The organism is Blautia liquoris (assembly GCF_015159595.1).
In the GTDB taxonomy this organism is placed as follows: Bacteria; Bacillota; Clostridia; order Lachnospirales; family Lachnospiraceae; genus Novisyntrophococcus; species Novisyntrophococcus liquoris.
Genome location: NZ_CP063304.1, coordinates 38692 through 61759, shown reverse-complemented (window position 1 = coordinate 61759; position 23068 = coordinate 38692). Strand labels below are relative to the sequence as shown.

22 protein-coding genes and 1 riboswitch are annotated in these 23068 nt (G+C 42.6%); of the genes, 3 read left to right on the top strand and 19 right to left on the bottom strand.

Annotated elements, in window-relative coordinates; all coding sequences use genetic code 11:
- Positions 1-90: 90 nt before the first annotated feature.
- Positions 91-1548 (top strand): DDE-type integrase/transposase/recombinase, encoded by a 1458-nt coding sequence (locus INP51_RS16465; RefSeq protein ID WP_193735786.1) that lies wholly within the window; start codon positions 91-93, stop codon positions 1546-1548.
- Between the two features lie 372 nt (positions 1549-1920).
- On the opposite strand, the gene INP51_RS00320 is transcribed toward INP51_RS16465, so the two are convergent.
- Complete coding sequence (locus tag INP51_RS00320; protein ID WP_193735785.1) at positions 1921-2448, bottom strand: spore maturation protein; 528 nt, start codon at positions 2446-2448, stop codon at positions 1921-1923.
- Positions 2449-2578: 130 nt separating this feature from the next.
- Here INP51_RS00320 and nagA point away from each other — a divergent pair, with 130 nt between their 5' ends.
- Positions 2579-3694: an N-acetylglucosamine-6-phosphate deacetylase gene (gene nagA / locus INP51_RS00315; RefSeq protein ID WP_193735784.1), complete on the top strand. Its 1116-nt coding sequence runs from the start codon at positions 2579-2581 to the stop codon at positions 3692-3694.
- A 151-nt stretch (positions 3695-3845) separates the two neighbouring features.
- Here the strand turns inward: nagA and INP51_RS00310 are convergent, their stop codons facing one another.
- The 8 genes from INP51_RS00310 to sufC form a co-directional block, all read right to left on the bottom strand.
- On the bottom strand, positions 3846-5375 hold the full coding sequence (locus INP51_RS00310; RefSeq protein WP_193735783.1) for an ABC transporter substrate-binding protein: 1530 nt from the start codon (positions 5373-5375) through the stop codon (positions 3846-3848).
- Complete coding sequence (locus tag INP51_RS00305) at positions 5376-5618, bottom strand: hypothetical protein (RefSeq protein WP_193735782.1); 243 nt, start codon at positions 5616-5618, stop codon at positions 5376-5378. It abuts the gene before it with no gap.
- Positions 5619-5838: 220 nt separating this feature from the next.
- Entirely contained in the window at positions 5839-6729 is an 891-nt protein-coding gene (locus INP51_RS00300) for a fructose bisphosphate aldolase (RefSeq protein WP_193735781.1), read from the bottom strand.
- 170 nt (positions 6730-6899) lie between these two features.
- Positions 6900-7349 carry a Fe-S cluster assembly sulfur transfer protein SufU gene (gene sufU, locus INP51_RS00295; RefSeq protein ID WP_193735780.1) on the bottom strand — a complete coding sequence of 150 codons (450 nt, stop codon included), beginning with the start codon at positions 7347-7349 and terminating at the stop codon, positions 6900-6902.
- Complete coding sequence (locus INP51_RS00290; RefSeq protein WP_193735779.1) at positions 7339-8565, bottom strand: cysteine desulfurase; 1227 nt, start codon at positions 8563-8565, stop codon at positions 7339-7341. Before INP51_RS00290 ends, sufU begins: the two co-directional genes overlap by 11 nt.
- Positions 8552-9640 carry a SufB/SufD family protein gene (locus INP51_RS00285; RefSeq protein ID WP_193735778.1) on the bottom strand — a complete coding sequence of 363 codons (1089 nt, stop codon included), beginning with the start codon at positions 9638-9640 and terminating at the stop codon, positions 8552-8554. Before INP51_RS00285 ends, INP51_RS00290 begins: the two co-directional genes overlap by 14 nt.
- A gap of 14 nt (positions 9641-9654) precedes the next feature.
- Positions 9655-11073: a Fe-S cluster assembly protein SufB gene (gene sufB / locus INP51_RS00280; RefSeq protein WP_193735777.1), complete on the bottom strand. Its 1419-nt coding sequence runs from the start codon at positions 11071-11073 to the stop codon at positions 9655-9657.
- Positions 11060-11830 (bottom strand): Fe-S cluster assembly ATPase SufC, encoded by a 771-nt coding sequence (gene sufC / locus INP51_RS00275; RefSeq protein ID WP_193735776.1) that lies wholly within the window; start codon positions 11828-11830, stop codon positions 11060-11062. Before sufC ends, sufB begins: the two co-directional genes overlap by 14 nt.
- Positions 11831-12353: 523 nt before the next feature.
- On the opposite strand from sufC, the gene INP51_RS00270 reads away from it, so the two are divergent.
- Positions 12354-12962, top strand: a complete 609-nt coding sequence (locus INP51_RS00270; protein ID WP_193735775.1) for a nucleoside recognition protein — start codon at positions 12354-12356, stop codon at positions 12960-12962.
- A gap of 5 nt (positions 12963-12967) precedes the next feature.
- On the opposite strand, the gene rsmI is transcribed toward INP51_RS00270, so the two are convergent.
- From rsmI to INP51_RS00220, 10 genes are all read right to left on the bottom strand, one after another.
- Complete coding sequence (rsmI, locus tag INP51_RS00265; RefSeq protein ID WP_193737178.1) at positions 12968-13810, bottom strand: 16S rRNA (cytidine(1402)-2'-O)-methyltransferase; 843 nt, start codon at positions 13808-13810, stop codon at positions 12968-12970.
- A 4-nt stretch (positions 13811-13814) separates the two neighbouring features.
- On the bottom strand, positions 13815-14543 hold the full coding sequence (locus INP51_RS00260) for a tRNA1(Val) (adenine(37)-N6)-methyltransferase (RefSeq protein WP_193735774.1): 729 nt from the start codon (positions 14541-14543) through the stop codon (positions 13815-13817).
- A gap of 26 nt (positions 14544-14569) precedes the next feature.
- Positions 14570-15436: a PSP1 domain-containing protein gene (locus INP51_RS00255; RefSeq protein ID WP_193735773.1), complete on the bottom strand. Its 867-nt coding sequence runs from the start codon at positions 15434-15436 to the stop codon at positions 14570-14572.
- 1 nt (position 15437) lies between these two features.
- Entirely contained in the window at positions 15438-16427 is a 990-nt protein-coding gene (locus tag INP51_RS00250; RefSeq protein WP_193735772.1) for a DNA polymerase III subunit, read from the bottom strand.
- Positions 16428-16530: 103 nt separating this feature from the next.
- Positions 16531-17130 (bottom strand): guanylate kinase, encoded by a 600-nt coding sequence (locus tag INP51_RS00245; RefSeq protein ID WP_193735771.1) that lies wholly within the window; start codon positions 17128-17130, stop codon positions 16531-16533.
- A gap of 50 nt (positions 17131-17180) precedes the next feature.
- Positions 17181-17870: a response regulator transcription factor gene (locus INP51_RS00240; protein WP_193735770.1), complete on the bottom strand. Its 690-nt coding sequence runs from the start codon at positions 17868-17870 to the stop codon at positions 17181-17183.
- Entirely contained in the window at positions 17848-19362 is a 1515-nt protein-coding gene (locus INP51_RS00235) for a HAMP domain-containing sensor histidine kinase (protein WP_193735769.1), read from the bottom strand. The genes INP51_RS00240 and INP51_RS00235 overlap by 23 nt, the downstream gene beginning before the upstream one ends.
- Positions 19363-19551: 189 nt before the next feature.
- Positions 19552-20739: a methionine adenosyltransferase gene (gene metK, locus INP51_RS00230; protein ID WP_193735768.1), complete on the bottom strand. Its 1188-nt coding sequence runs from the start codon at positions 20737-20739 to the stop codon at positions 19552-19554.
- Between the two features lie 116 nt (positions 20740-20855).
- A riboswitch (SAM riboswitch) is annotated at positions 20856-20954 on the bottom strand.
- 139 nt (positions 20955-21093) lie between these two features.
- Positions 21094-22386 carry a UDP-N-acetylglucosamine 1-carboxyvinyltransferase gene (locus INP51_RS00225; protein WP_193735767.1) on the bottom strand — a complete coding sequence of 431 codons (1293 nt, stop codon included), beginning with the start codon at positions 22384-22386 and terminating at the stop codon, positions 21094-21096.
- Between the two features lie 179 nt (positions 22387-22565).
- A complete protein-coding gene (locus tag INP51_RS00220; RefSeq protein ID WP_193735766.1) occupies positions 22566-23066 on the bottom strand; it encodes a shikimate kinase in 501 nt (166 codons plus the stop codon).
- Positions 23067-23068 lie beyond the last annotated feature (2 nt).

Sequence of the window (23068 nt, the reverse complement as noted above, 5' to 3'; positions counted from 1 at the left end):
GAGTTTGCAATAAAAAGAGCAATGTCCTCCCTTTTTTGGTATAATGTCCTCGACTAAAAATCCAAAATACCAGAAAGGATTTCATTGCTCATGGACATTATACTTTATTTACTTCACTTTATTCAATACCAACAGAAACAAATTTGCTGGCTTATCAACTTTATCTGCAGATACATCCCGCTGAAACAGTGGGCTTTTGATGATTCCCATTCTCCAAAGTATCAAAAGTTCAAAATCGATGAACTCCCAAAAGTTATTTCCTCTAAACAGGACTGGAATTGGAAAGACCTTATCTCTTACTATCAGTGGCGTTATGGCAAGACCATAAAGCCTGTCTTCCGCCGTGTAGAATGCGATATTCCAAAACACTGTACCTGCCCCGCCTGTGATGCACCGGTTGACTATCTCATGTGGAATGATGGGAAAAAGAAATCCCAAGTCTTATGCAAAGTCTGCCAGACACACTTCTCTCCAACAAAGGACAATCGTTTCTCTAAAACTACTGTTTTGAGATGTCCTCACTGTAATCACAGCCTGGTACATAAGAAAGACCGTAAGCACTTTATTATCCATAAATGCGTTCATCCAAAATGCCCTTACTACCTGCACAACCTGAAGAAGGTGGACAAAAAACATTTGGATGAAGACTATGGCAAAAATAAATACAAACTCCACTATATTTACCGCGAATTCACGATAGATTTCTTTAAGCTGGACTTAAACTCCCTGCCAAAGAATGCATCTTCCCTGAAATTCACCAAGTTTGATTCCAATACCATGTCCTTATGCCTGACTCTGCACATAAATCTTGGACTGTCTCTTAGAAAAACAAAACAGGCACTCAAGGATCTATACAACATAGACATCTCCCACCAAAGTATTGCCAACTACTGTAAATCCGCTGCTATGTGTATCAAGCCTTTCGTTGATAACTATGAGTATGGCACCAAAAAGGTATTTACTGCTGACGAAACTTACATCAAAATCCGTGGTATAAAAGCATATATTTGGTTCATTATGGATGCTGCCAGTCGCTCCATCATTGGCTATCAGGTCTCTGACAATCGTGGTGTTGGTCCCTGCATCCTTGCTATGCGAATGGCTTTTCGACACTTAAAAGAACTTCCTAAAAATTTTCGCTTTATTGCAGACGGTTACAGTGCCTATCCATTAGCTGCTCAACAGTTTTTTCGCGAGTTTGGCGATAAATTTAAATTCGACATCACTCAGGTTATTGGACTTACCAACGACGATGAAGTGTCAAAAGAATTCCGACCATACAAACAGATGATTGAAAGACTAAACCGCACCTATAAGGCTTCTTACCGACCTACAAACGGTTTTGATACGATCGACGGTGCCAACTATGATTTAGCACTATGGGTTGCTTATTATAACTTTCTCCGTCCCCACAAACATGCTGGTTACACGGTTCTTAATGATGTAGATCTGCTTCGTGGTGCTGGCAATATGCCAGGGAAATGGCAACTTCTTATTTTCCTAGGTCAACAGGCGATTTTAAATATGCAAAATCAGGGAACTGCCTAAAAGGAGCGGAACCATTGTCAAGGAAACCGTGGAATACCGCAGTGCAACGCACGAGGATATGCCGCGAAAGTTCCTTGACATAAGGTTCGCGGATTATCCTGTTTCAGCAGAAAAGGCGCAACTGCGCCCTTTTCCTGCCATCCGGCGAGGATGGGTTCGGGCAAAGCCCGAAAATGGGTCAAGGGACTGGTCCCTTGTAGGGTTTGGGGCAACGCCCCAAGGTCTAAACTCATCAATATCTACAGTTTTCAAGGTTCATCAGAGCCTATTTTTTGACTCCGTTTTTTCATAAATCATTTGACACTACCTCAGTCATATAATAAGATATTTTCATAATACATGTTTCCATAAAATATGTCAATACCTTTCTCTTCAGACCATCAATCTTGCAAGTACTACGCTTGCCGCAAGTCCTGCAAACGTTGCAAACATCGCACCCGCGAGCGTATATCTCGTTTTCGTGACCTTTGCTGCCACAAAATACACTGACATTGTGTAAAATATCGTCTCTGTACATGACATGGAAAGAGAGGCAACCAGACCGATAAAGGAATCTGTTCCATATGTCTTATATACATCCAATAGAAGGCCTGTTGCAGCCGATGATGAAAACATCTTAACTACAGAAAGGGGAACAAGCTGAGACGGAAAACCGATTGGATTCAGTATCCTGCCGAGCAGTCCGGATATTAAATCCAGAAAGCCTGAAGCCCTCAAGACCCCTACAGCCACCATCAGTCCGATCAATGTGGGCAGTATATTAGTTACAGTTTTCAAACCATCTTTCGCCCCTGCCACAAAGTCTTCATATATATTTTGTTTTTGAAGCATTCCATAACCGATTATGTAAAATATGAGAAACGGAATCATAAAATCCGACAAATATAAAAGTACTTTCATATGCAACCTCCTTCTACAGTCTACGGATATGAACCCAAAAACAGAACATAATTTTATCTATCTTTTTTTTTCGAGATCGTATACAATAGAGTAAGAAGAACAACAATAGAAAATGGAGGGATGTTCAAATATGATTATTAAAAACGCAAAGGTATTTTCAGACGAATACACTTTTATAGAGAAGGATCTCTTTATTCAAAACGGCGTATTTTCAGAATCTACAGTGGACGGTATATGTATTGATGGAACTGGTCTTTATGCTATTCCCGGTCTTACGGACATACATTTTCATGGTTGTATCGGATATGATTTCTGCGATGGCACAGAGGAAGCCATCTCTGCCCTCGCTGATTACCAGCAAAAAAACGGAATCACCACCATTGCCCCCGCTACGATGACTTTTGAAGAAGAACGCCTGATGAAAATTATGGAGACTGCAAAGGCTCACCATAACATCAAAGGTGCCGAACTGGTCGGAATCAACATGGAGGGGCCTTTTATATCTGCCAAAAAAAAGGGGGCCCAAAATCCCCGCTTTATCCATCATCCGGATCTTTCTATGTACCGTAACCTTCAAGAGGCATCTGGAGGATTGATTAAGCTGGTTGACATTGCACCGGAAGAAGAGGGCTCTATGGAGTTTATAGAGACAGTAAAAGATGAAGTCGTTGTTTCAATCGCACATACGACAGCCGATTATGACACAGCCGATAAGGCTTTTACTAAAGGTGCAAGACAGGTAACCCATCTGTATAATGCCATGCCTCCCTTCACACACAGAGCCCCTGGCGTAATCGGAGCGGCATTCGACCACAAAAATGTAATGGTCGAACTGATCTGTGACGGAGTCCATATCCACCCTTCCGTTATCCGGGCGACCTTCCAGCTTTTCGGCGATGACCGTGTCATCCTGATCAGCGACAGTATGATGGCCACAGGGCTTAAGGACGGAAATTACTCTCTGGGCGGACAGGCTGTAAAGGTAACAGGACCGCGGGCAGCCTTAAAAGACGGCACTATCGCCGGTTCTGCGACCAATCTGATGAGCTGCCTGAGAACAGCAGTATTAAAGATGGGAATCCCCCTCGAAAGTGCAGTAAAGGCCGCAGCTGTCAATTCCGCAAAATCCATTGGGATTTTCAACCACTACGGAAGTATTACAGAGGGAAAAGCCGGAAACCTTGTTCTGTTGGATCATGATCTGAACCTTATACATGTAATTCAAAAAGGTCAGAAGGTTTTCTGACCTTTTGACCCATGAATTCTTGATATAATACCATGGATTGCTCTGATTGCTCTGTACAAAGTGCCTTGGCAATCCTGGTAATATCTCATTCCACACTTTTTAAAGACTCGACCATATCTATCTTCATAAATACCATCTGCTCTTTTTGTCATTAATGCATCCACTGCCACTGATCCACATGATTTAATAAAGACCAGCCTTGTCCGTGTGGATGTATATCCTTATCACCTGTTTGAAGATCATCTTTTACAAAATATAAATGCTCCATATTGCAAAGCCAGATCCACGGCAAATCTCCATTAATTCCAGTGTCTCCATCCCACTGAGCTTTTCGCCATAATTCATATGACGTCTCGAATGATGGCGCTTCCAGTGCCTCGTCCATATATTTATCTACAGATGGATTCGCATATGACGAATACCTGGAAGATCCTGTTTCTTTATCACTATGATAGATCTTATATAGTTCCATAGGCGTGTAACTTCCGACTCCCCGGACTGCCGGCTGAGTCTGTGCATTCTTACAGACATCCGTCCACTTTGCTGCTGTAGGATTGACCCGCATACCCAGAGTAAGCAGCTGATCTGAGATTTCCTTTGCCAGCTTCTCTTCGATTTCATCTGATGAATCGAACCAGAGATTAAACTCCGCCCTTTTTCCATCTCTTTCTCTGATCTGATCATCCCCTATATTCCAGCCGGCTTCTTCTAAGATTTCTTTGGCCTGTTCCGGATCGCAGACAGTTTCTGCCTCCTCCTGATACCATGGCGTTTGATCACAGATCGTGTACGCAGGCGTTCCATAACCTTTTAGTACTTTATCCACAATCTTGTCTCTGTCTATTCCTACGTTCACAGCTCGTCGCAAAGAAAGCTCCTCCACAGGCAGATTCATTCCAAGCGTATCAACCGCGGTAACTTCTTTGAGCTGATAGCCTTTCAACTTTCTGCCAGCATAGCCGGCCGAAATATATGCCACATCAGTATCCTTATTTTCAGCTGCCTGATATGACTTCTTCTCTGTCAGAAACTTTACATGAATATTCTTCATCTTGATCTCGTCGCCATAATAGTCCGGATTTGCCTCAAATATCGCCTCTTTTCCCCGATCCCATTTTTTTAATTTGTATCGGCCGGATCCAATTGGATTCTTACCATAATCAGGTCCATAGGCGTATTTTGGAACAATTCCGACCTGTGCCATCGTATACGGCCAGATATTAAAGGGACGTTCCATGTGGAATTTCACCGTAGCATCATCAATAGCTTCCGCTCTCTTAAGCAGCATCAAATCATTGGGTGCACCGCTGTCTTTACATTCATTGTAGGTAAAAGCCACATCGTTCGCGGTGAGCTTTTTTCCATCTGTAAATCTCACATCATCTCGAATTGTTACTGTCCATGTGAGGCCATCTTCACTGACCGTGTAATCCACTGCCAAATCGTTCTTAAGTTTCAGGTCCTCTGTAGTCGTGGTAAGAGTACTTTGGATCAGAGGATCATGAAGATTATCTCCCATGCCCCAGCCATGGACAGGATCGAATCCTGCTTCAGGCTCTTCAAAAGAAGGGAGCGTCACGACAACAGAAGAGATATTACCCTTTTTATTACAGATGCCACACCCTGCCATACTCCCTGCAAGTGAGATACTCAATATTATGGCCAGTGTTTTTCCTTTCATCTAATTTCCTCCAAGTCCATCGCTCTTCAAGTCTTGAATCAGTTTCACATCCTGATCCGTTAGTTTTATATTTGAAACATAATCTTTGCCATCTGGCATGGTCACCCTAGCCTCTATTACAGTTCCTGTCTGAATCCCTTCCCGGGACACAGCTTCGAGAAAAACAGACAGTTTTGGATGACGATTCATAAATTGTTCGTATTCATTCTTATATTTCAACATTTTTAGTGCATTGATTCCCATTTTACAACTCTCCTATAATACAGTATTTTATCAAAAGTCCAGCCTTTCGGACTACTATTTATCATACCTCAATTCCTCCCAAAAGAGAAGACCCAAAGAAAAAAGGCGCTCATCGGGCGTATGTATTTTTACCCATATGAACGCTTTTTCCATACCACTTTCAAAACTGCAAAACTGTATTACACCGTGCCGTATGCTTAACCTCTGCTGCTTGAATAAATCAGCTGATAGATGCCTCATAAATCTGCTGAATAGAATCTCTCAGCATTTTATCGAATTCATCCTGCGCCTGCGCATCATTAAGTCCCTGAGACAAAGCTCTTGAGAAGCTGGCAATCAATCCTGAATTTTTTGCAAGAAGTTTATCTGCCTCATCCCGGCTGTATCCTCCAGAGAGAGCTACCACTCTCACAACTCGTGGATCTTCCATCAGATCCGAATAAAATCCTTCCATAGTCGGAATGCTGACTTTAAACATCAATTTGACATCACTGGGAACTTTCTTTAGGTGATTGAAGAATTCTTCTTTCAGAAGCTTCTCGGCTTCTTCTTTCTGACTGCTGTAAATATCGACTTCCGGCTCCAGAATAGGAATCAATCCTTTTTCTGCAATCTGCAGTCCAAGTTCAAACTGCTGATCTACAATCTTTCGGATTCCTTCTTTATCTGCAAGTTTGATAACCGAACGCATCTTTGTTCCAAATATGTGTCTCTCATTTGCTCTGTCAAGAAGTGCATCCAGAGAAGGGATGGGTTTCATAAGCTGCACGCCTTCGGTCTCAGGAGCCAGACCCTTATCAACCTTAAGAATCGGTAAAATATCCTTTTCCTGAAGAAGATAATCTGCTGTATACTTTCCTGCCACCTTGCGATCCATGGTGTTCTCAAACAGGATCGCCGCCAGGATACGCTCTGAGGTAAATGAGGGACTCGTGATAATTCTTGTCCGCATCCTGTGGACAAGTTCGAACATCTCCTCGTCACCATGGTATCTTGATTCGTCAATTCCGTAAAGCTTCAAAGCTTTCGGTGTGCTGCCGCCGCTCTGATCCAAGGCAGCTATAAAGCCTTTTCCCTCATGCATTCTGGTTAATTGCTCATCATTGTACATACTTAAATACCTCCCAACTATGATTTTCCTGATAACACGGATTGCTCCGCGCGATGACCTTTCGGTCCTTTTATCATATCATAACATCTTTTTCAAGGTATTACAGTACTTTTTTTATAATTTCAAAAAACCGGACGACATTTTTTGTTGTTTTCGTCCGGTTTCGTATCTTATACCTTTTTATCTTCTTTTTCTTCATCGTCCAGTGCCTCTTCCAGCGTATGCCATGCAAGCACTGCACATTTTACCCTTGCCGGCATCTGTGAAACGCCTTGTAAGGCGGCCGCTTCATCCAGCTCTTCTATCTCAGATTCGTCTGTGATTTCTCCCTTGATCATTCCAAAGAAAATCCTCATCAGCTTTTTTGCTTCCCCGACAGACTTTCCCTTAACTAAGTCAATCATTATAGAAGCGGATGCCTGTGAGATCGCACATCCGTCACCTACAAACCCGGCGTCTTCGATCATGTTGTCCTTTACTCGGAGTTCCAAAGTAATATCATCTCCACAGCTTGGATTTACACCTTCCAGACTTATGGTTTTGTTCTCCACCGCATGGCGGTTCCACTTTGCACGGCTGTTTTCGATAATAATCTGATTATACAATTGATTAATCTCCAAAGCCCATGTACCTCCTTACGTTCTTGATTCCGCGAATCAGCGCATCGACATCCTCTTTCGTATTATAAATGGCAAAACTTGCACGGGCACATGCAGTGATATGAAGGTAATCCATCAAAGGCTGGGCACAGTGATGCCCTGCACGAACTGCAACGCCTTCGGCATCTAAGATTGTAGCCGTATCATGAGGATGCACATCATCAATGTTGAATGCAATCACACCATGACGAAGTTTGTCCGAGGGCTCTCCATAGATTGTCACATATGGCAGATCTCTCAACTGATCAATCGCATATTCGATCAGCTCATGCTCATGTCTTATAATTTCGTCATAGCCAATCTCTTTCACATAGTTGATTGCAGCTTCCAGGCCGACTTCTCCGCCGACGTTTCTGGTACCTGCTTCAAATTTGCGCGGAACCTCTCCATAGGTAACACTCTGTTCATGCACACTTTGGATCATATCACCTCCACTTAAAAATGGCGGCATTTTCTCCAAAAGTTCTTTCTTACCGTATAATGCACCAATCCCCATAGGACCATAGATCTTATGACCTGACAATGCTGCAAAATCGACATCTAGTTTTCTGACGTCAACCGGAATATGCGGAAGGCTCTGTGCACAGTCCATAACAACAACAGCTCCGACAGCATGTGCTTTTTTTACAATCTTTTCGATGGGTGCCTCGAGTCCAAGAACATTAGACACCTGTGCGATGGCGACAAGGCGAGTGTTTGATCCGATTTTTTTCTCGATTTCTTCGTCTGTAATTCGTCCGCTATCGTCCAGATACATATATTTGAGCACTGCACCTGTCGCTTTTGCAACTCTCTGCCATGGGACAAGATTGCTGTGATGTTCGGCTACAGATATGACAATCTCGTCGCCGTCCTTTAAAAAGTTAAGTCCATAGCTATAGGCTATCAGATTTAATCCCTCTGTCGTTCCTTGAGTAAAGATCACCTCATCGTGGTCGGCGTTGATAAATTCCGCCACCGTACTTCTTGCATGTTCATGAGCCTCTGTTGCCTTTGCTGCCAACTCATATACACCACGATACGGGTTTGCATTCTCTGTTTCATAAAAGTTCTTTACCGCATCCAAAACCTGAACCGGGCGCTGTGTCGTCGCTGCATTATCCAGATAAGACAGTTTCTTTCCATTTTCATCCTGTGCCAGGACCGGAAAATCATGAAGCAGCTTACTTTGGTTCATTTTCCTTCAATCTCCTTTCAATCTGAGAAGCAAGTTCTTCTCTGAGTTGTTCATCAGGAATCTTGTCCAGTACAGGGGCAAAACGCCCTTCAATTAAAAGCATCCTCGCCTGAAGGGGGGTCAGCCCCCTTGAAATCAGATAATAAATCTGTGTTTCATCCAGACGTCCAATTGATGCCGCATGTTGTCCTTCAACCTGCTCCTCCGCACATAAAATCAGAGGAACGGTGCGATTTCTGACCTTTTCACCAAGCATCAGCACCTCTTCCGATTCATGTCCTACTGCATAGACAGCTCCCTTTTTAAAATCAATCGTTCCGCGGAGAATCTTACTGCTCTCTCCCGCAAGTACACCGGCCGTATACATATCTGTCTGGGTGTTCTTCCCATAATGATTTGCAACATCATTGAAGTCATAGATCTGAGACTGATCGGTAAAATAAATAGTCTCTAACTGATAGCTGCTTTCTCTTCCTTTTAGTTCTGCTCTCGTTCCATATGCCGCGTGAGAAGATCCGAGTATGGCACGCACAACTTCTACCTTGGCACCGTCTTCCGCATAGATCGCAACACCATTCCAGCATGCTGTAGATCTGTTCAGATTCTGAACCTGTATCAGTCTGACCCGTGAATTTTTCTTTGCGTAAATCCTTGTCAGTTCTGTGGAAAAGCCGGCAGCCTCTTCATCTGACACAGATTCCTGCATCCAAACAAGACTGCTTCCCTCTTCTGCATAAATTCCAAAATCACCGGCCAATGTCTTATGATCCGGTGTGATACAGGTCTTCGTCCGAATCGTCTGTTCCGTCTCCTGTTTCACTTTCAAAAAATACGAGACATTCGAGTTTTTCGCTATATAATTATCATAGGCACTGCCTATGCCACTTTCCATATCTTTATAATCTATTGGAAACTCCTGAATTCTTTCCACCGTAGAGGGCAGAACCGACATGGTCAGATTTTTCTCTGCAGACTCTAACTGCGGCACTTCAGGAAGTGCAAATTCCTGTCCGGCCCGATTAACTCCCAGATGATTCCAGGTGAGAACAGGAAGATTGTTTAATTGCTCATTCATCAGATACCTCCTTCTCAGCCTATGCTGCCTTTCATTTCCAAAGTAATCAAGTTATTCATCTCAACTGCATATTCCAGTGGAAGCTCTTTCGCAATCGGTTCTGCAAATCCGCCAACGATAAAGGCTCTCGCATCTTCCTCGCTGAGCCCCCTGCTCATAAGATAAAAGACCGCCTGTTCGCTGATTCGCCCAATCTTGGCTTCATGTCCAACGTCTGCATCCGAACACTGAATATCCATGGCAGGGATCGTATCCGACCTCGACCGATCATCCAGCATCAGAGATTCGCAGGAAACAGAGGACTTACTCCCGGCTGCGCCCGGAGCAACCTTGACAGAACTACGAAAAGTAGAGATACCGCCATCTCTTGAGATGGATTTTGTTGTGATATTGGATGTCGTATGCGGTGCCGCATGAACGACTTTTGCACCGGTATCCAGGTTCTGTCCATTTCCGGCGAATGTTATGCCAGTAAACTCCATATGACTTCCCTCGCCCTTAAGAATACTCATCGGATACAGGTAGGAAATATGGGATCCGAAAGATCCGGATACCCATTCGATACTTCCGCCTTTTTCTACTCTGGCACGTTTTGTATTTAAGTTATACATATTTTTGGACCAGTTCTCTATTGTCGAATAGCGAACTCTCGCATTCTCCCCCACAAAGATCTCAACACAACCTGCATGTAGATTGTTTACATTATATTTTGGTGCCGAACAACCTTCTATAAAATGAAGGTATGCCCCCTTGTCCACGATGATCAGTGTGTGTTCAAATTGTCCGGCTCCCGGGGCATTCAGTCTGAAATAAGACTGCAGGGGGATCTCAACCTTCACTCCTTTCGGAACATAAACAAAAGTTCCGCCTGACCAGACCGCACCGTGAAGCGCTGCAAATTTATGATCAGAAGGTGGAACCAGTTTCATAAAATGCTTTCTCACCATTTCCTCATGAGGACCCGTGAGAGCACTTTCCATATCAGTAAAAATAACTCCCTGTGCTGCTGCCGTCTCTGTAATATTGTGATAGACAACCTCTGAATCGTACTGCGCACCTACACCGGCAAGTGATTTGCGCTCTGCCTTCGGGATTCCCAGCCTGTCAAAGGTATCTTTAATATCCTGCGGCACCTCGGACCATTTTCCACGCATCGGGGTATCCGGGCGGACATACGTCTTGATATCGTCCAGATGCAGATCATCCAAATCAGGCCCCCAGTCGGGAACCTGTATCTCATTATACAATTCCAGTGATTTCATTCGGAAAACACGCATCCATGCAGGATCATGTTTCTCCTCCGAAATCTGGCTTACAATATCCTCAGTGAGACCTGAATGTACTTCAAAGGCAGGATGAGATTCATCTTTAATATCATAGACACTTCTGTCGACTTCTTTAACATCGGTTTTTTCGGAGTCAAAGTTTCTCATATTCATCACTCCTCTTCTCCATGTTCTCAAATCCTCTCTCGATAATCTCGGAGGCCAGTTCGCTTCCGCCTGTTTTTACAATCTTACCCTTCTCGAGGATATGGACATAATCAATGTCAAGTCCTTCCAATATTTTTGCACTATGTGTGATAATCAAAACGGAATTGGTTTTATTGTGATAGTTCTGGATCCCCTTTGATACTGTTTTTACGGCGTCTACATCCAGACCCGAGTCTGTCTCATCCAGCAAGGCCAGTTTTGGCTGCAGCATAAGCAGCTGAAGAATCTCTGCTTTTTTCTTCTCTCCTCCTGAAAATCCTACGTTTAAATATCGTTCAGCATAGGAAGGATCAATTCCGAGTGCTTCCATCTGTGCTTTTAGTTCTTTTTCGAATTTGAATATCTTCGGCGGTCTGCCGTCGATGGCACCCTTCGCAGTGCGAAGGAAATTTTCAACAGTTACCCCCGGGATTTCCTCCGGTGACTGAAATGAAAGAAAAATTCCAAGTCTGGCTCTCACATCTGTCTTTTCATCTGTAATATCCTTTCCCTCAAATAGAATTCTTCCACTTGTAATTTCGTATCTCGGATCACCCATGATCGTTGAGACCAACGTTGACTTTCCTGTACCGTTTGGCCCCATAAGAACATGGATCTCACCTTTATTTATTTTAAGATCTACGCCGCTTAGGATTTTATGATGATCATCCCCCACAGAAACCCCTAAATTTTGTATGTCGAGTAATGTATCACTCATATCATATGTCTCCTTTCAATCGGTAAATAATGTATTTTTATTAATCGACACCGCAAGTCCTATAACCTTTTGACCTGGGCAATAAAAATTAGCTCAAGCTAACAATTTTCTACACTTAGATACTATACCATTTTGTAGTGGTTTTCAACCCCTAAAGAATAAAAATTCAAAATATTCATGAAAATAGCACTCACAGAGTTGTTTCTTCCACCTTCATAATAAAAAGATGGACATGCTGCTCTGCAAGATCCGCTTCATAGAAATCCCTCCCCTGAATATAATGATACCAGGGTCAAAAGGTCCTGCGTTTCATGCTTGCATGAAAAAGCATGACTTTGGGACCCGCACAAACATGAGAAAGCAACCCGATTAGGGTGTATTTCGAATGTTTGTAGGGTGCTGAACATCCAGTGGATGTTCGTTTAGCACCGACCGGAGCGGAGCGAAGATACGTGAGCACAAAGTGCGGAGTAATCCGTGTATCATATAGGGTCAAAAGGTTATGCACCAGGAGGAGAGGAATATGAACTATATCTGGGGAGGTATGCTGATCATCGGAATCGTCTACGGAACCCTCACCGGGAATCTGAAAGACGTCACAGAAGCCGCAGTCAGCTCATCCAAAGAAGCTGTCTCCATGGCAATCGCCATGGCCGGTGTCACTGCCATGTGGACCGGTCTGATGAAAGTTGCCACAAGCAGTGGTCTGATCGAACAGATGACAAAAAAGATGAAACCAATTCTGAAGTTTCTCTTTCCAAATGTACCGGAAGATCATCCGGCCTACGGACATATCTCACTGAACATGATCGCTAATTTTCTCGGGCTTGGATGGGCAGCAACTCCGGCAGGCTTAAAGGCCATGGAGTCACTGGAAGAATTAAATGAAGAGGATTGCCGTAATCTTGGAACAAACCGACTTCGTGCACCAAACATTGCCACAAAAGACATGTGTACCTTTTTGATTGTTAATATCTCATCCCTTCAGCTGATCCCGGTTAATGTGATTGCATATAGAAGTCAGTATGGAAGTACTGCTCCGGCCTCAATTATCGGACCCGCTATCGCGGCCACCACTGTAAGTACACTGGCAGGGATACTGTTTGCCCGGTTCATGTACAAGAAAGAATAACAATTTTACTGAAGTAGTTCCTTATATATTTCCCGTTTCGGGACCCCCCGGTCCCGAGCAACCAGTTTCATTGCCTCCTTATGGGTAATACCCTGATCTTCATAGAACTTCATATGATCTTCAAGTTTCATCTGCATCCAGGAATCAATTTCTTCCTTTCTTATAATCCTTCTACTCTTGCCTTCTATTACAATCACACATTCTCCCTTTGGGGTATGCGTCCGATAATAAGACAGTGCCTCAGTCAGAGTTGTCTGGAAAACTGTTTCGTGCCTCTTCGTAAGCTCCCGGCAGACAGATACCTTCCGATCCCTTCCAAGTGTATCCTTAAGTTCTGAAAGTGTATCCACAAGCCGGTGAGGGGCCTCGTACAAGATAATCGTTCTGGTCTCACAAGAAAGTTCTTCCAGAATCACTTTCTTTTCCTTTTTATCCGAAGGAAGAAACGCTTCAAATGCAAATCTTCTGGAAGGGAGTCCCGATATTGTAAGTGCTGTGACACATGCACATGCACCAGGCAGAGAAGTGACTGTGATACCCGCATCATAACACATGGAGACAAGTTCTTCTCCTGGATCAGATATCCCGGGTGTTCCTGCATCTGTAATCAAAGCGACTTCTTTTCCCTGGGTCATCTGTTCCACAAGATAACGGCCTTTGTCCATCTTGTTATATTCATGATAGCTTGTCATCGGAGTTTTTATTTCAAAATGGTTCAAAAGCTTAATACTGTTTCTGGTATCTTCCGCTGCAATCAAATCTACAGCCTGTAGTGTATGGATTACCCGATACGTAATATCCTCCAAATTCCCTATAGGAGTCGCACACAGATACAATTGTCCTTGCATATTATCATTCTCCATATATTCTCCTGATATCAGCAGTGTATATCCCCGGCTTTTCATAGACAATCAAAGGTTTTTCCACTGTAATCCTGGAATTACCGCCCTTTACACCTTCGATTAATACCAAATTTGGTTCTTTATTCACGAAAGGATATACAAGCTGCATTCTTTTAGGCTCCAGCTTATACCTCATCATAAGATTTATAATCTCCGCCAGGCGAAAAGGTCTGTGAACCATATAGAATCTTCCCCTCGGCGGCAGTCGTTTTGCACTTTCCCTTACTACATCCTCCAACGTGCAGAGAATCTCATGCCTTGCAATCGCTCTGGGCAGGTACGGATTTGACAAACCGTGGCTAGAGATCATATATGGAGGATTGCATGTCACAACATCAAAAAAGGTACCAGAAAATATGTCATCCACCCCTCTGACATCACCTTGTACAATTGTGATGTCATTCTCAAGATGATTATATTCTACAGTTCTTCTCGCCATATCCACACTTTTTTCCTGTATTTCAAGACCTGTAAAGTGTTTACCTTTTGTCTTTGCTTTCAAAAGCACCGGTACAATTCCTGTACCGGTGCAAAGATCCAGAACTCTTTCTCCCTGTTTTACTCTTGCAAATGATGCCAAAAGCACCGCATCAATCCCATAGCAAAAATCTTTCCTGTCCTGTATCATCCAGTAACCATTCTGGAGATCATCCAGTCGTTCACCTTCTAGTAATTCCATCTGACCATCCTTAATGACTCAGTTTATTATTTCTTTACTGCCTCTTTACTGTCTTTGTTTTTAGCCTTTCCCTTTTTCGCCTTAGGTTTAAATTTCAGCTCGCTCACAGGATATTCCCTGATCTCTTTTTCATTGTCTGCCTCAACCAGGACCTTGACTAACTGACGTAAGACATTGACACTGCTCACTTCTCCTTTCAGCCCTTCCGGTGTCATAACCATCTCTCCGTGAACAGGCATTTTACTGTTTAAGTCTTCATAAGTCTCCTGTTCATTCTTCAGGCAACACATCAGCCTTCCGCAGACTCCCGATATCTTAGTTGGGTTCAATGAGAGATTCTGCTCCTTTGCCATCTTAATTGATACAGGTGCAAACTCTGATAAATACGTATGGCAGCATAGGGAACGGCCACAGATCCCAATCCCTCCAAGAATCTTAGTCTCGTCACGAACACCTATCTGTCTGAGTTCAATTCTCGTCTTAAAAACTGCTGCCAGATCTTTAACTAGTTCGCGAAAATCAATCCTTCCATCCGCAGTAAAATAAAAAAGCACTTTATTATTATCAAAGGTATATTCTGCATCGATAAGCTTCATATCCAGATGATGCGCCGCAATCTTCTTCTGACAGATCTCAAAGGCTTCTTTTTCCTTTTCCCTGTTATTCTCTTCCTTTACATCATCCTTTGGTGTAGCAATTCGAAGGACTTCCTTCAAAGGCTGAACAACCTCAAAGTCTTCCACTTCTTTCGGTGAAAGTACCACAAGACCATATTCAATGCCGCGTGCTGTCTCCACAATCACATGATCTCCTGTCTTAATATCAAAAGATACAGGATCAAAGTAATATATCTTACCTACATTGCGAAAACGAACTCCTATTATTCTCGTCATTTTAATTCTCCTTAATTGTAAGGAACAGTAATTCCATTGTCAAATCAAAGTTAACATTTGCACTCAGCCGGATTCTGGCTGTTTCAATCGCATCTATAATATGTTCCAGTCCTTCATAGGAACTCATCTGCGCACGTTCCTTTATATGATTAATCTCCTGCTTAAATACAAGGCTATCTATCTCCCGCGTTGCCTTAAACAGCAGCACATCGCGAAACCACATGGTAAAAATATCGAGATAATCTGTGATATTATTCTTGTCATTCGACATCTCTTTTACCGCATCCACCAGTTCATAAATCTGCATATTTTCTGCCTGCTCCACAATATGAAGTGCATTCTGGGTAAGTTGTGCAAACTCAGCAGACGTCGCCGCCTGTTTCGCTCTGCCTATATTTCCCTGTGCCAATGAAGCATCTATCTCAGCCTGATAATCAGGAATATGCATGCGATCCATCAGGTAACTCTTCACCACATTGTCAGACGCAGGCCTTAAAGCTAACGTCACACATCTTGAAGTTATTGTTGGTAAAAACGCATCCGGATTATCTGTCAAAAGCAGTATAATCGCATAAATTGGTGGTTCCTCTATTGTCTTAAGTAAAGCATTCTGAGCTTGCAGCGTCATCTTCTGTGCATCGTTAATAATGTAGATTTTATAAGGGCCGCTGTATGGCCGGATCTCGACATCATCAACTAGCTGCTCCCTGATATCCTTAATGCCAATCGAACCTGGCTTTTCATGGATAACGTTTATAATATCGGGGTGATTCCTGCTCATGGCTTTTTTGCAGGATGCACATTCCATACAAGGATCGATACCCTGCTTCTCACATAAAAGTGTCATGGCAAACAACGATGCCAGTAGTTTCTTTCCCGCTCCACGCTCCCCGGAAAATATATACGCATGAGAAACCTTGTTCATCAAAATGGCATTTTGTAAATGCTTTATGATCTTTTCCTGCCCGAGTACATCATCAAAGCCACTCATAGCATCACCTCCAAAATTTTGTCCGTCATACCTACAGATCATCTTGTACTTTTATACTTCAACAATTCTGGGTATCTGTATTATATCACATCAGCACCTTGAATTACAAAGTTTTTCGCCGACTCCCTATAAATTTGTGTATCTCATTCAGACAATTTGAAATATCCCCATTGTTCTGGAAACGTTTTATAATACCAGCCTCCCTGATATGTTCCTCTTTGAAATCTTCATTATCTGCCAGAAATCTGCGGCACATTTCCGCATATCTCGGATTCTTTTGTTCTCTTTCTCTTTGAAGTGCACGTTCCAGCCGAATACCGTCTTCTACTTCAATATAGATCGGACATACGGAATCTTTTCCAAAATATTTTTTTATTTTCATATAGGATTCAAGGGTTCCGATTCCCACATAATCATTCTGTTCCAGGTCGATGTTTCCATCATCCACTGTGGCGTAAGTCCAGATCCCATATACCGTGTGGTAAGAACGCTCCTCTATGATCTTTTCCAGACTTCTTAGCCTTTTAATCTCTTCCTCGTTCACAAAATTATATTCTTTTCCTGGTACCTCTTGATCTCTGATCGGTCTTGTCGTATACAGTACAAGGGGAAGAAGCCGCATATCCGAGTCACACATCATTCTTTTATATATGCAGTCTTTACCGGAAGCGCTTTTTCCCATAATATAAAATATTTTACCCATTTAGTTTAAGCCCTTCCTTTTACACTTTCTATCATTTCAAAGATATTAATTCAGACCTTGAAACGATAACCAACACCCCAGATTGTCTCTATATATTGGGGTTTTGAGGTATTATACTCAATCTTTTCTCTTATCTTCTTAATGTGTACCGTCACTGTGGCAATATCACCGATAGACTCCATATTCCAGATCTCCCGAAAAAGTTCTTCCTTCGTATACACATGATTCGGATGTTCAGCCAGAAATGTCAGAAGATCAAACTCCTTTGTCGTAAAGCCTTTCTCTTCTCCGTTGACCCACACTCTTCTGGCTGTTTTGTCAATCTTGATACCACGCATTTCGATCACATCGTTCTTCGGCATTCCGCTTCCAATCAGACGGTCATACCTGGCCAGATGAGCCTTGACACGGGCAACCATCTCACTAGGCGAGAACGGCTTTGTCATATAATCATCTGCTCCCAGTCCAAGTCCCCGGATCTTATCAATGTCATCCCTTTTCGCGGAGACCATCAAAATCGGGGTGTTCTTCTTCTCCCGAATCTGTCTGCAGATCTCGAATCCATCGACTTCCGGCAGCATGAGATCCAGGATAAACAAATCAAAATCTTCATTTAATGCCTTTTCAAGCCCTATGTCTCCGCGATTTTCAATAGAGACATCGAAATCAGACAGTTCAAGATAATCTTTCTCCAGCTCCGCAATCGACTCCTCATCTTCAATGATTAATATCCTGCTCATTATTTAAAGGTACCTCCTGATATTTTCTAAATACAAAGTTTATCACAGTTCCCACACCTAATTTACTGGTTGCCCAAACCTTGCCGCCATGGTCTTCCAGAATTTTTTTCACAATGGAAAGTCCGATGCCACTTCCTCCTCTATTCGAGTTTCTCGAGACATCCGTGCGGTAAAACCGGTTAAATATCTTTGTCAAATCTTTCTGAGATATTCCCTTTCCGTTATCTTCAATCTCAACTTGTATAAAATCACCCACGTCTCTCAGGCGAATGTTAATGACACCACGCGGTTTATCCATATATTTTATGGAATTACTGATAATATTATTGATCACTCTTTTCAGCTGCTCTGCATCCGCAATGATAATAGTGTCCTCTTCGAGATAATTGAAATAAGCAAGTTCAATGCCCTTAGACTCAAGTTCAAGACTCAACTCTTCCACACAATCTTCAAAATAATCGGAAACATGGATCTTTGTAAAAGTATATGGTATACGATCTGTATCTATCTTTGAATAAAACGTAAGCTCATCAATCAGACGATCCATCTCATTAGCTTTATTATATATGGTTCGAATATATCTGTCCATCTTTTCCGGTGTATCTGCGACACCATCCATGATTCCTTCAACATATCCTTTCACCGCTGTAATCGGAGTCTTCAGATCATGAGATATATTGCTGATCAATTCTTTATTGTCACTGTCATATTCAACTTTTTCCCTGGCGTTTTCCTTGAGACGGACGCGCATCTCTTCAAAATCTTCACATAAATCCCGGACTTCCCTGGCTCCATCGGCGCCAACCGTAAAATCCAGATTTCCCTCTTTGATATTCTGTGTCGCCGTTTTCAGTTGCCCAATTGGTGTGACCACTCCGTGATAGATCCAAAGACACATCACAAAACTGGTTCCAACCAGAATCAGAACCACCACGACAAGCATCTCTTTGATCATGGACTCCATCTGCGGAAGAATTCGATTTGTCTTCGTTACAATAAAAGCACTCGTCTTTTCGTCATCTGACCGATAGTCGACCTGGCGAACAATAGACTGTTCCTTTGCTCTCATGTAAATTCCATTATCAGAGGAAGCTCTGGGATCTCCATATTCAGGCAGTGTATCAAGAAGTTTCTGATTATCTAAATGTTTTTTGCTTCCGTTATAGTCAATCTTGTCCCCTTTTCTGATAACAAGAAATGAATAACTTTCCGAAAGTCTGTTATTGAAATTATTCAGATAATTTTGATCCTTTAGTTTTTCCGGCCTGTCTTTGACGACTTCGCGAAGCTCCTGCGCATCATTCTCTGTAATCTTATTCAGCATCAGAGTGTTATTCACAAGGCTCTCGAATGTGGGCTCGTCAATCCCATACTTTTCTCCAATTCTCTCCATCTTTACATTTATTCCAATTTGAAACATAATGCATGTCAATACAACCGGTATACATATTATAGAGAAAAAAGAGATAATTACCCTTGTCTTTAATTTCATTCCTACCGCTCTCTTCTTCGCAAATTTTATAGTTAATTTCAGTATAGCATATGCGTTAGGGTTTTTCATCTTAAGTAAAGCATACTTTTCTAAACTTTCTATAAAGTTGTAAGATTGTGGGAAATTTAAAAAAAGAAAGCCCCTCCATGACTATTGTCATAGGAAATGCCTTCTCTTTTTTGAATGCTTTTACAGATATTTTTTCAGTTCATCAACCTTATCCAATTTTTCCCATGGAAGATCCAAATCATTCCTTCCAAAATGTCCGTATGCGGCGGTCTGCTTGTAGATCGGACGACGCAAATCGAGCATCTTTATGATTCCCGCCGGTCTTAAGTCAAAGTGATCACGTACAATCTCGGTGAGTTTCTGATCGGAAAGTTTACCGGTTCCAAAAGTATCTGCCTGAATGGATGTAGGATGAGCAACCCCAATTGCATAGGACAACTGGATCTCACACTTATCTGCAAGTCCGGCTGCCACCAGGTTCTTGGCAACATAACGAGCCGCATAAGAAGCAGAACGGTCAACCTTCGTACAGTCCTTTCCCGAGAATGCTCCGCCGCCATGACGAGCATATCCACCGTATGTATCCACGATAATCTTCCGTCCGGTCAGTCCACTGTCTCCGTGAGGCCCTCCGATTACAAATCTTCCTGTAGGATTAATAAAAAACTTCGTGTTCTCATCTACCATATCAGCCGGCAGAATAGCATCAAACACATATTTCTTAATATCCTCATGAATCTGTTTCTGTGTCACTTCCGGATCATGCTGGGTGGAAAGAACAACCGCATCCAGACGAAACGGTTTCCCGTCCTCATCATACTCAACCGTAACCTGAGTCTTTCCATCCGGTCTTAAATACTTAAGAGTCCCGTCTTTACGGACTTTGGTCAGCTGTCTGGCCAATTTGTGAGCCAGTGCAATCGGATATGGCATATATTCATCCGTCTCGTTGGATGCGTAGCCAAACATCATTCCCTGATCGCCTGCCCCGATGGCATCAATCTCTTCATCGCTCATACCATCTTCCCTTGTCTCTAAGGCCTTGTCAACTCCCATGGCAATATCTGTAGATTGTTCATCAATTGCAGTGATCACAGCGCAGGTTTCTGCGTCAAATCCGTATTTTCCTCGTGTATAACCAATCTCACGTACGGTGTCTCTTGCAATTTTTTGAATGTCCACATAGGCATTCGTAGTAATCTCGCCCATAACCAGCACCATGCCGGTTGTCGTAGCTGTCTCACAGGCTACACGACTCATCGGATCCTGTTCAAGTAACGCATCCAGAATCGCATCGGATATCTGATCACACATTTTATCCGGATGTCCTTCTGTCACGGACTCAGAAGTAAATAATCTTTTTTCCATGTATCTGTTCTCCTTATTAACTGAGATGCTTTTCTATACCTAAGATTAGTATATTTATTTGGAACATAGAGAAAAGCCCGTCTGATCAGGCGGACTCAACAAATCAATATCAAATCCCCTTATTGTTCGAAACTTTCGCTCAGGCTGGCACCTTCCGTCTCCGGGGTTGCCGTGGCTTCACAGATCCTCTGTATCTCCACCACTCTGAATAAGAGAAAAGCAATCATTATTTAGTTTACGCATATACTGTACCTCTTTTTTTAATATTCGTCAAGAGGCAACTTGCCGACTAAGACAAAGAAGAGCCTGCCTGGTACATCTTAAGAAGACTGATACCATGCAGGTCCCTTGAAGTTAAACAACTCTTAATTTATATTTCTGTATTTCTGTTTCATTCTTTACTTTTTCAATCTCAGCTCCGAGGCCTCGAAGCTTGCCGTCAAAATCTTCATAGCCTCTCTGGATATATATGATATCATCCACAATCGTATATCCTTCGGCAGCAAGACCAGCAATGGCAAGTGCTGCACCTGCACGGAGATCCGGTGCACTCACCTGAGCTCCTGTAAATCCCTCTACTCCATCTATGATAGCGGTATTACCTTCTACTTTGATACATCCTCCCATTCTTCCCAGCTCGTCTGCATATTTGAATCGATTTTCAAATATACTCTCTGTCACAATACTGGTTCCCTCAGCCAAAGCTAGTGTAACCGATATCTGTGGCTGCATATCGGTCGGAAATCCCGGATAGGGCAGTGTCTTTACATGGGTTCTTCCCAGTCTCTTTGTGGCACTGACACGCACTGCATCATCAAACTCTTCCACATCACAGCCAATCTCTTCCAGTTTTGCAGTCATAGCCTCAAGATGCTTTGGAATTACATTTTTGATAAGCACATCCCCTTTTGTCGCAGCTGCCGCGAACATATAGGTTCCTGCCTCAATCATATCCGGGACAATGGAATATCTTGTCCCATGGAGTTCTTCCACGCCGCGAATACGGATCACATCGGTTCCTGCACCTTTGATATTGGCTCCCATACTGTTCAGAAAATTGGCAGCATCCACAACATGTGGTTCTCTCGCCGCATTCTCAATAATAGTATTTCCTTTTGCAAGTGCTGCCGCCATCATAATATTAATCGTTGCACCGACAGAAACCATATCTAAAAATATATGATTTCCCTTGAGTTCATCTGCCTGGGCAAGAATTGCACCATGCAGGATATCGACTTTTGCCCCAAGTGCGCGAAATCCCTTTAAGTGCTGATCAATTGGTCTGCTTCCAATATTACATCCACCTGGAAGCGGAACTTCCGCCCGTTTATATTTTCCAAGAAGCGCACCCAAAAGATAATAAGATGCACGAATTTTCTTAATAAACTCATAGTCTACACTTACTGATCCAATGGTTGATCCATTGATTCTGACCGTATGACGGTCAATCCTGTCCACTGTTGCTCCGATAACAGAAATCGCCTCAAGAAGCACGTTCGTATCACTGACGTCCGGTACATTCTCTATCAGAACCGGTTCATCCGTCATAACCGCCGCTGTAAGTATTGCAAGCGCTGCATTCTTGGCTCCCCCAATTTCCACCTCGCCAACGAGAGGATTCCCCCCCTTGATTATATACTGTTCCATGAGTCACCTCGTTATTTCCGATTTTCATACCCTTATTAGAATAATCGGATTATTTTTCATCATATATTAAAACTCGCCCTGTCAGACCGCTTTCTAATGTTATCATCTATCTTAACTCATCATCATGGTTTTGTAAACAAAATTTAATTTCTTGCCATAAAATGGTAATAAAATGTCATTTAGTTTCCAATAACTTCCACTATTTTCTGCAAAGTCTTTTCAATATCAAGATTTTCCTCGTCAATTATGTGATTTGCGTATTTTTCGTAAATAGGTGTTCTCTCATCGTAGATATTTCTCAATGTCTGACCGGATTTCACAACGACTCCTCTTCCTTCCAAATTGTCAAGTCTTTTCTCAAGTTCCTGATAAGAGAGCTTGAGATATATGATATTTCCAATCTTCTTCAGGTGTTCCATGGCTTCATATCCGTAAACTACGCTGCCTCCCGTTGCAATTACAGCCTTCTGTACACAAAGCGAGGCATTGACCTGGTTCTCTATCTTAAGAAAACCATCAATGCCTTCCTGTTCAATTATCTCACTTAACAGTCTTTTTTCATTCGTCTGTATTATCAAATCCGAATCTACAAAGTTATATCCCAGCTCTTTCGCCAGAATCACACCGACTGTACTCTTTCCGACACCTGGCATTCCTATAAGCACAATATTTTTTATCATAT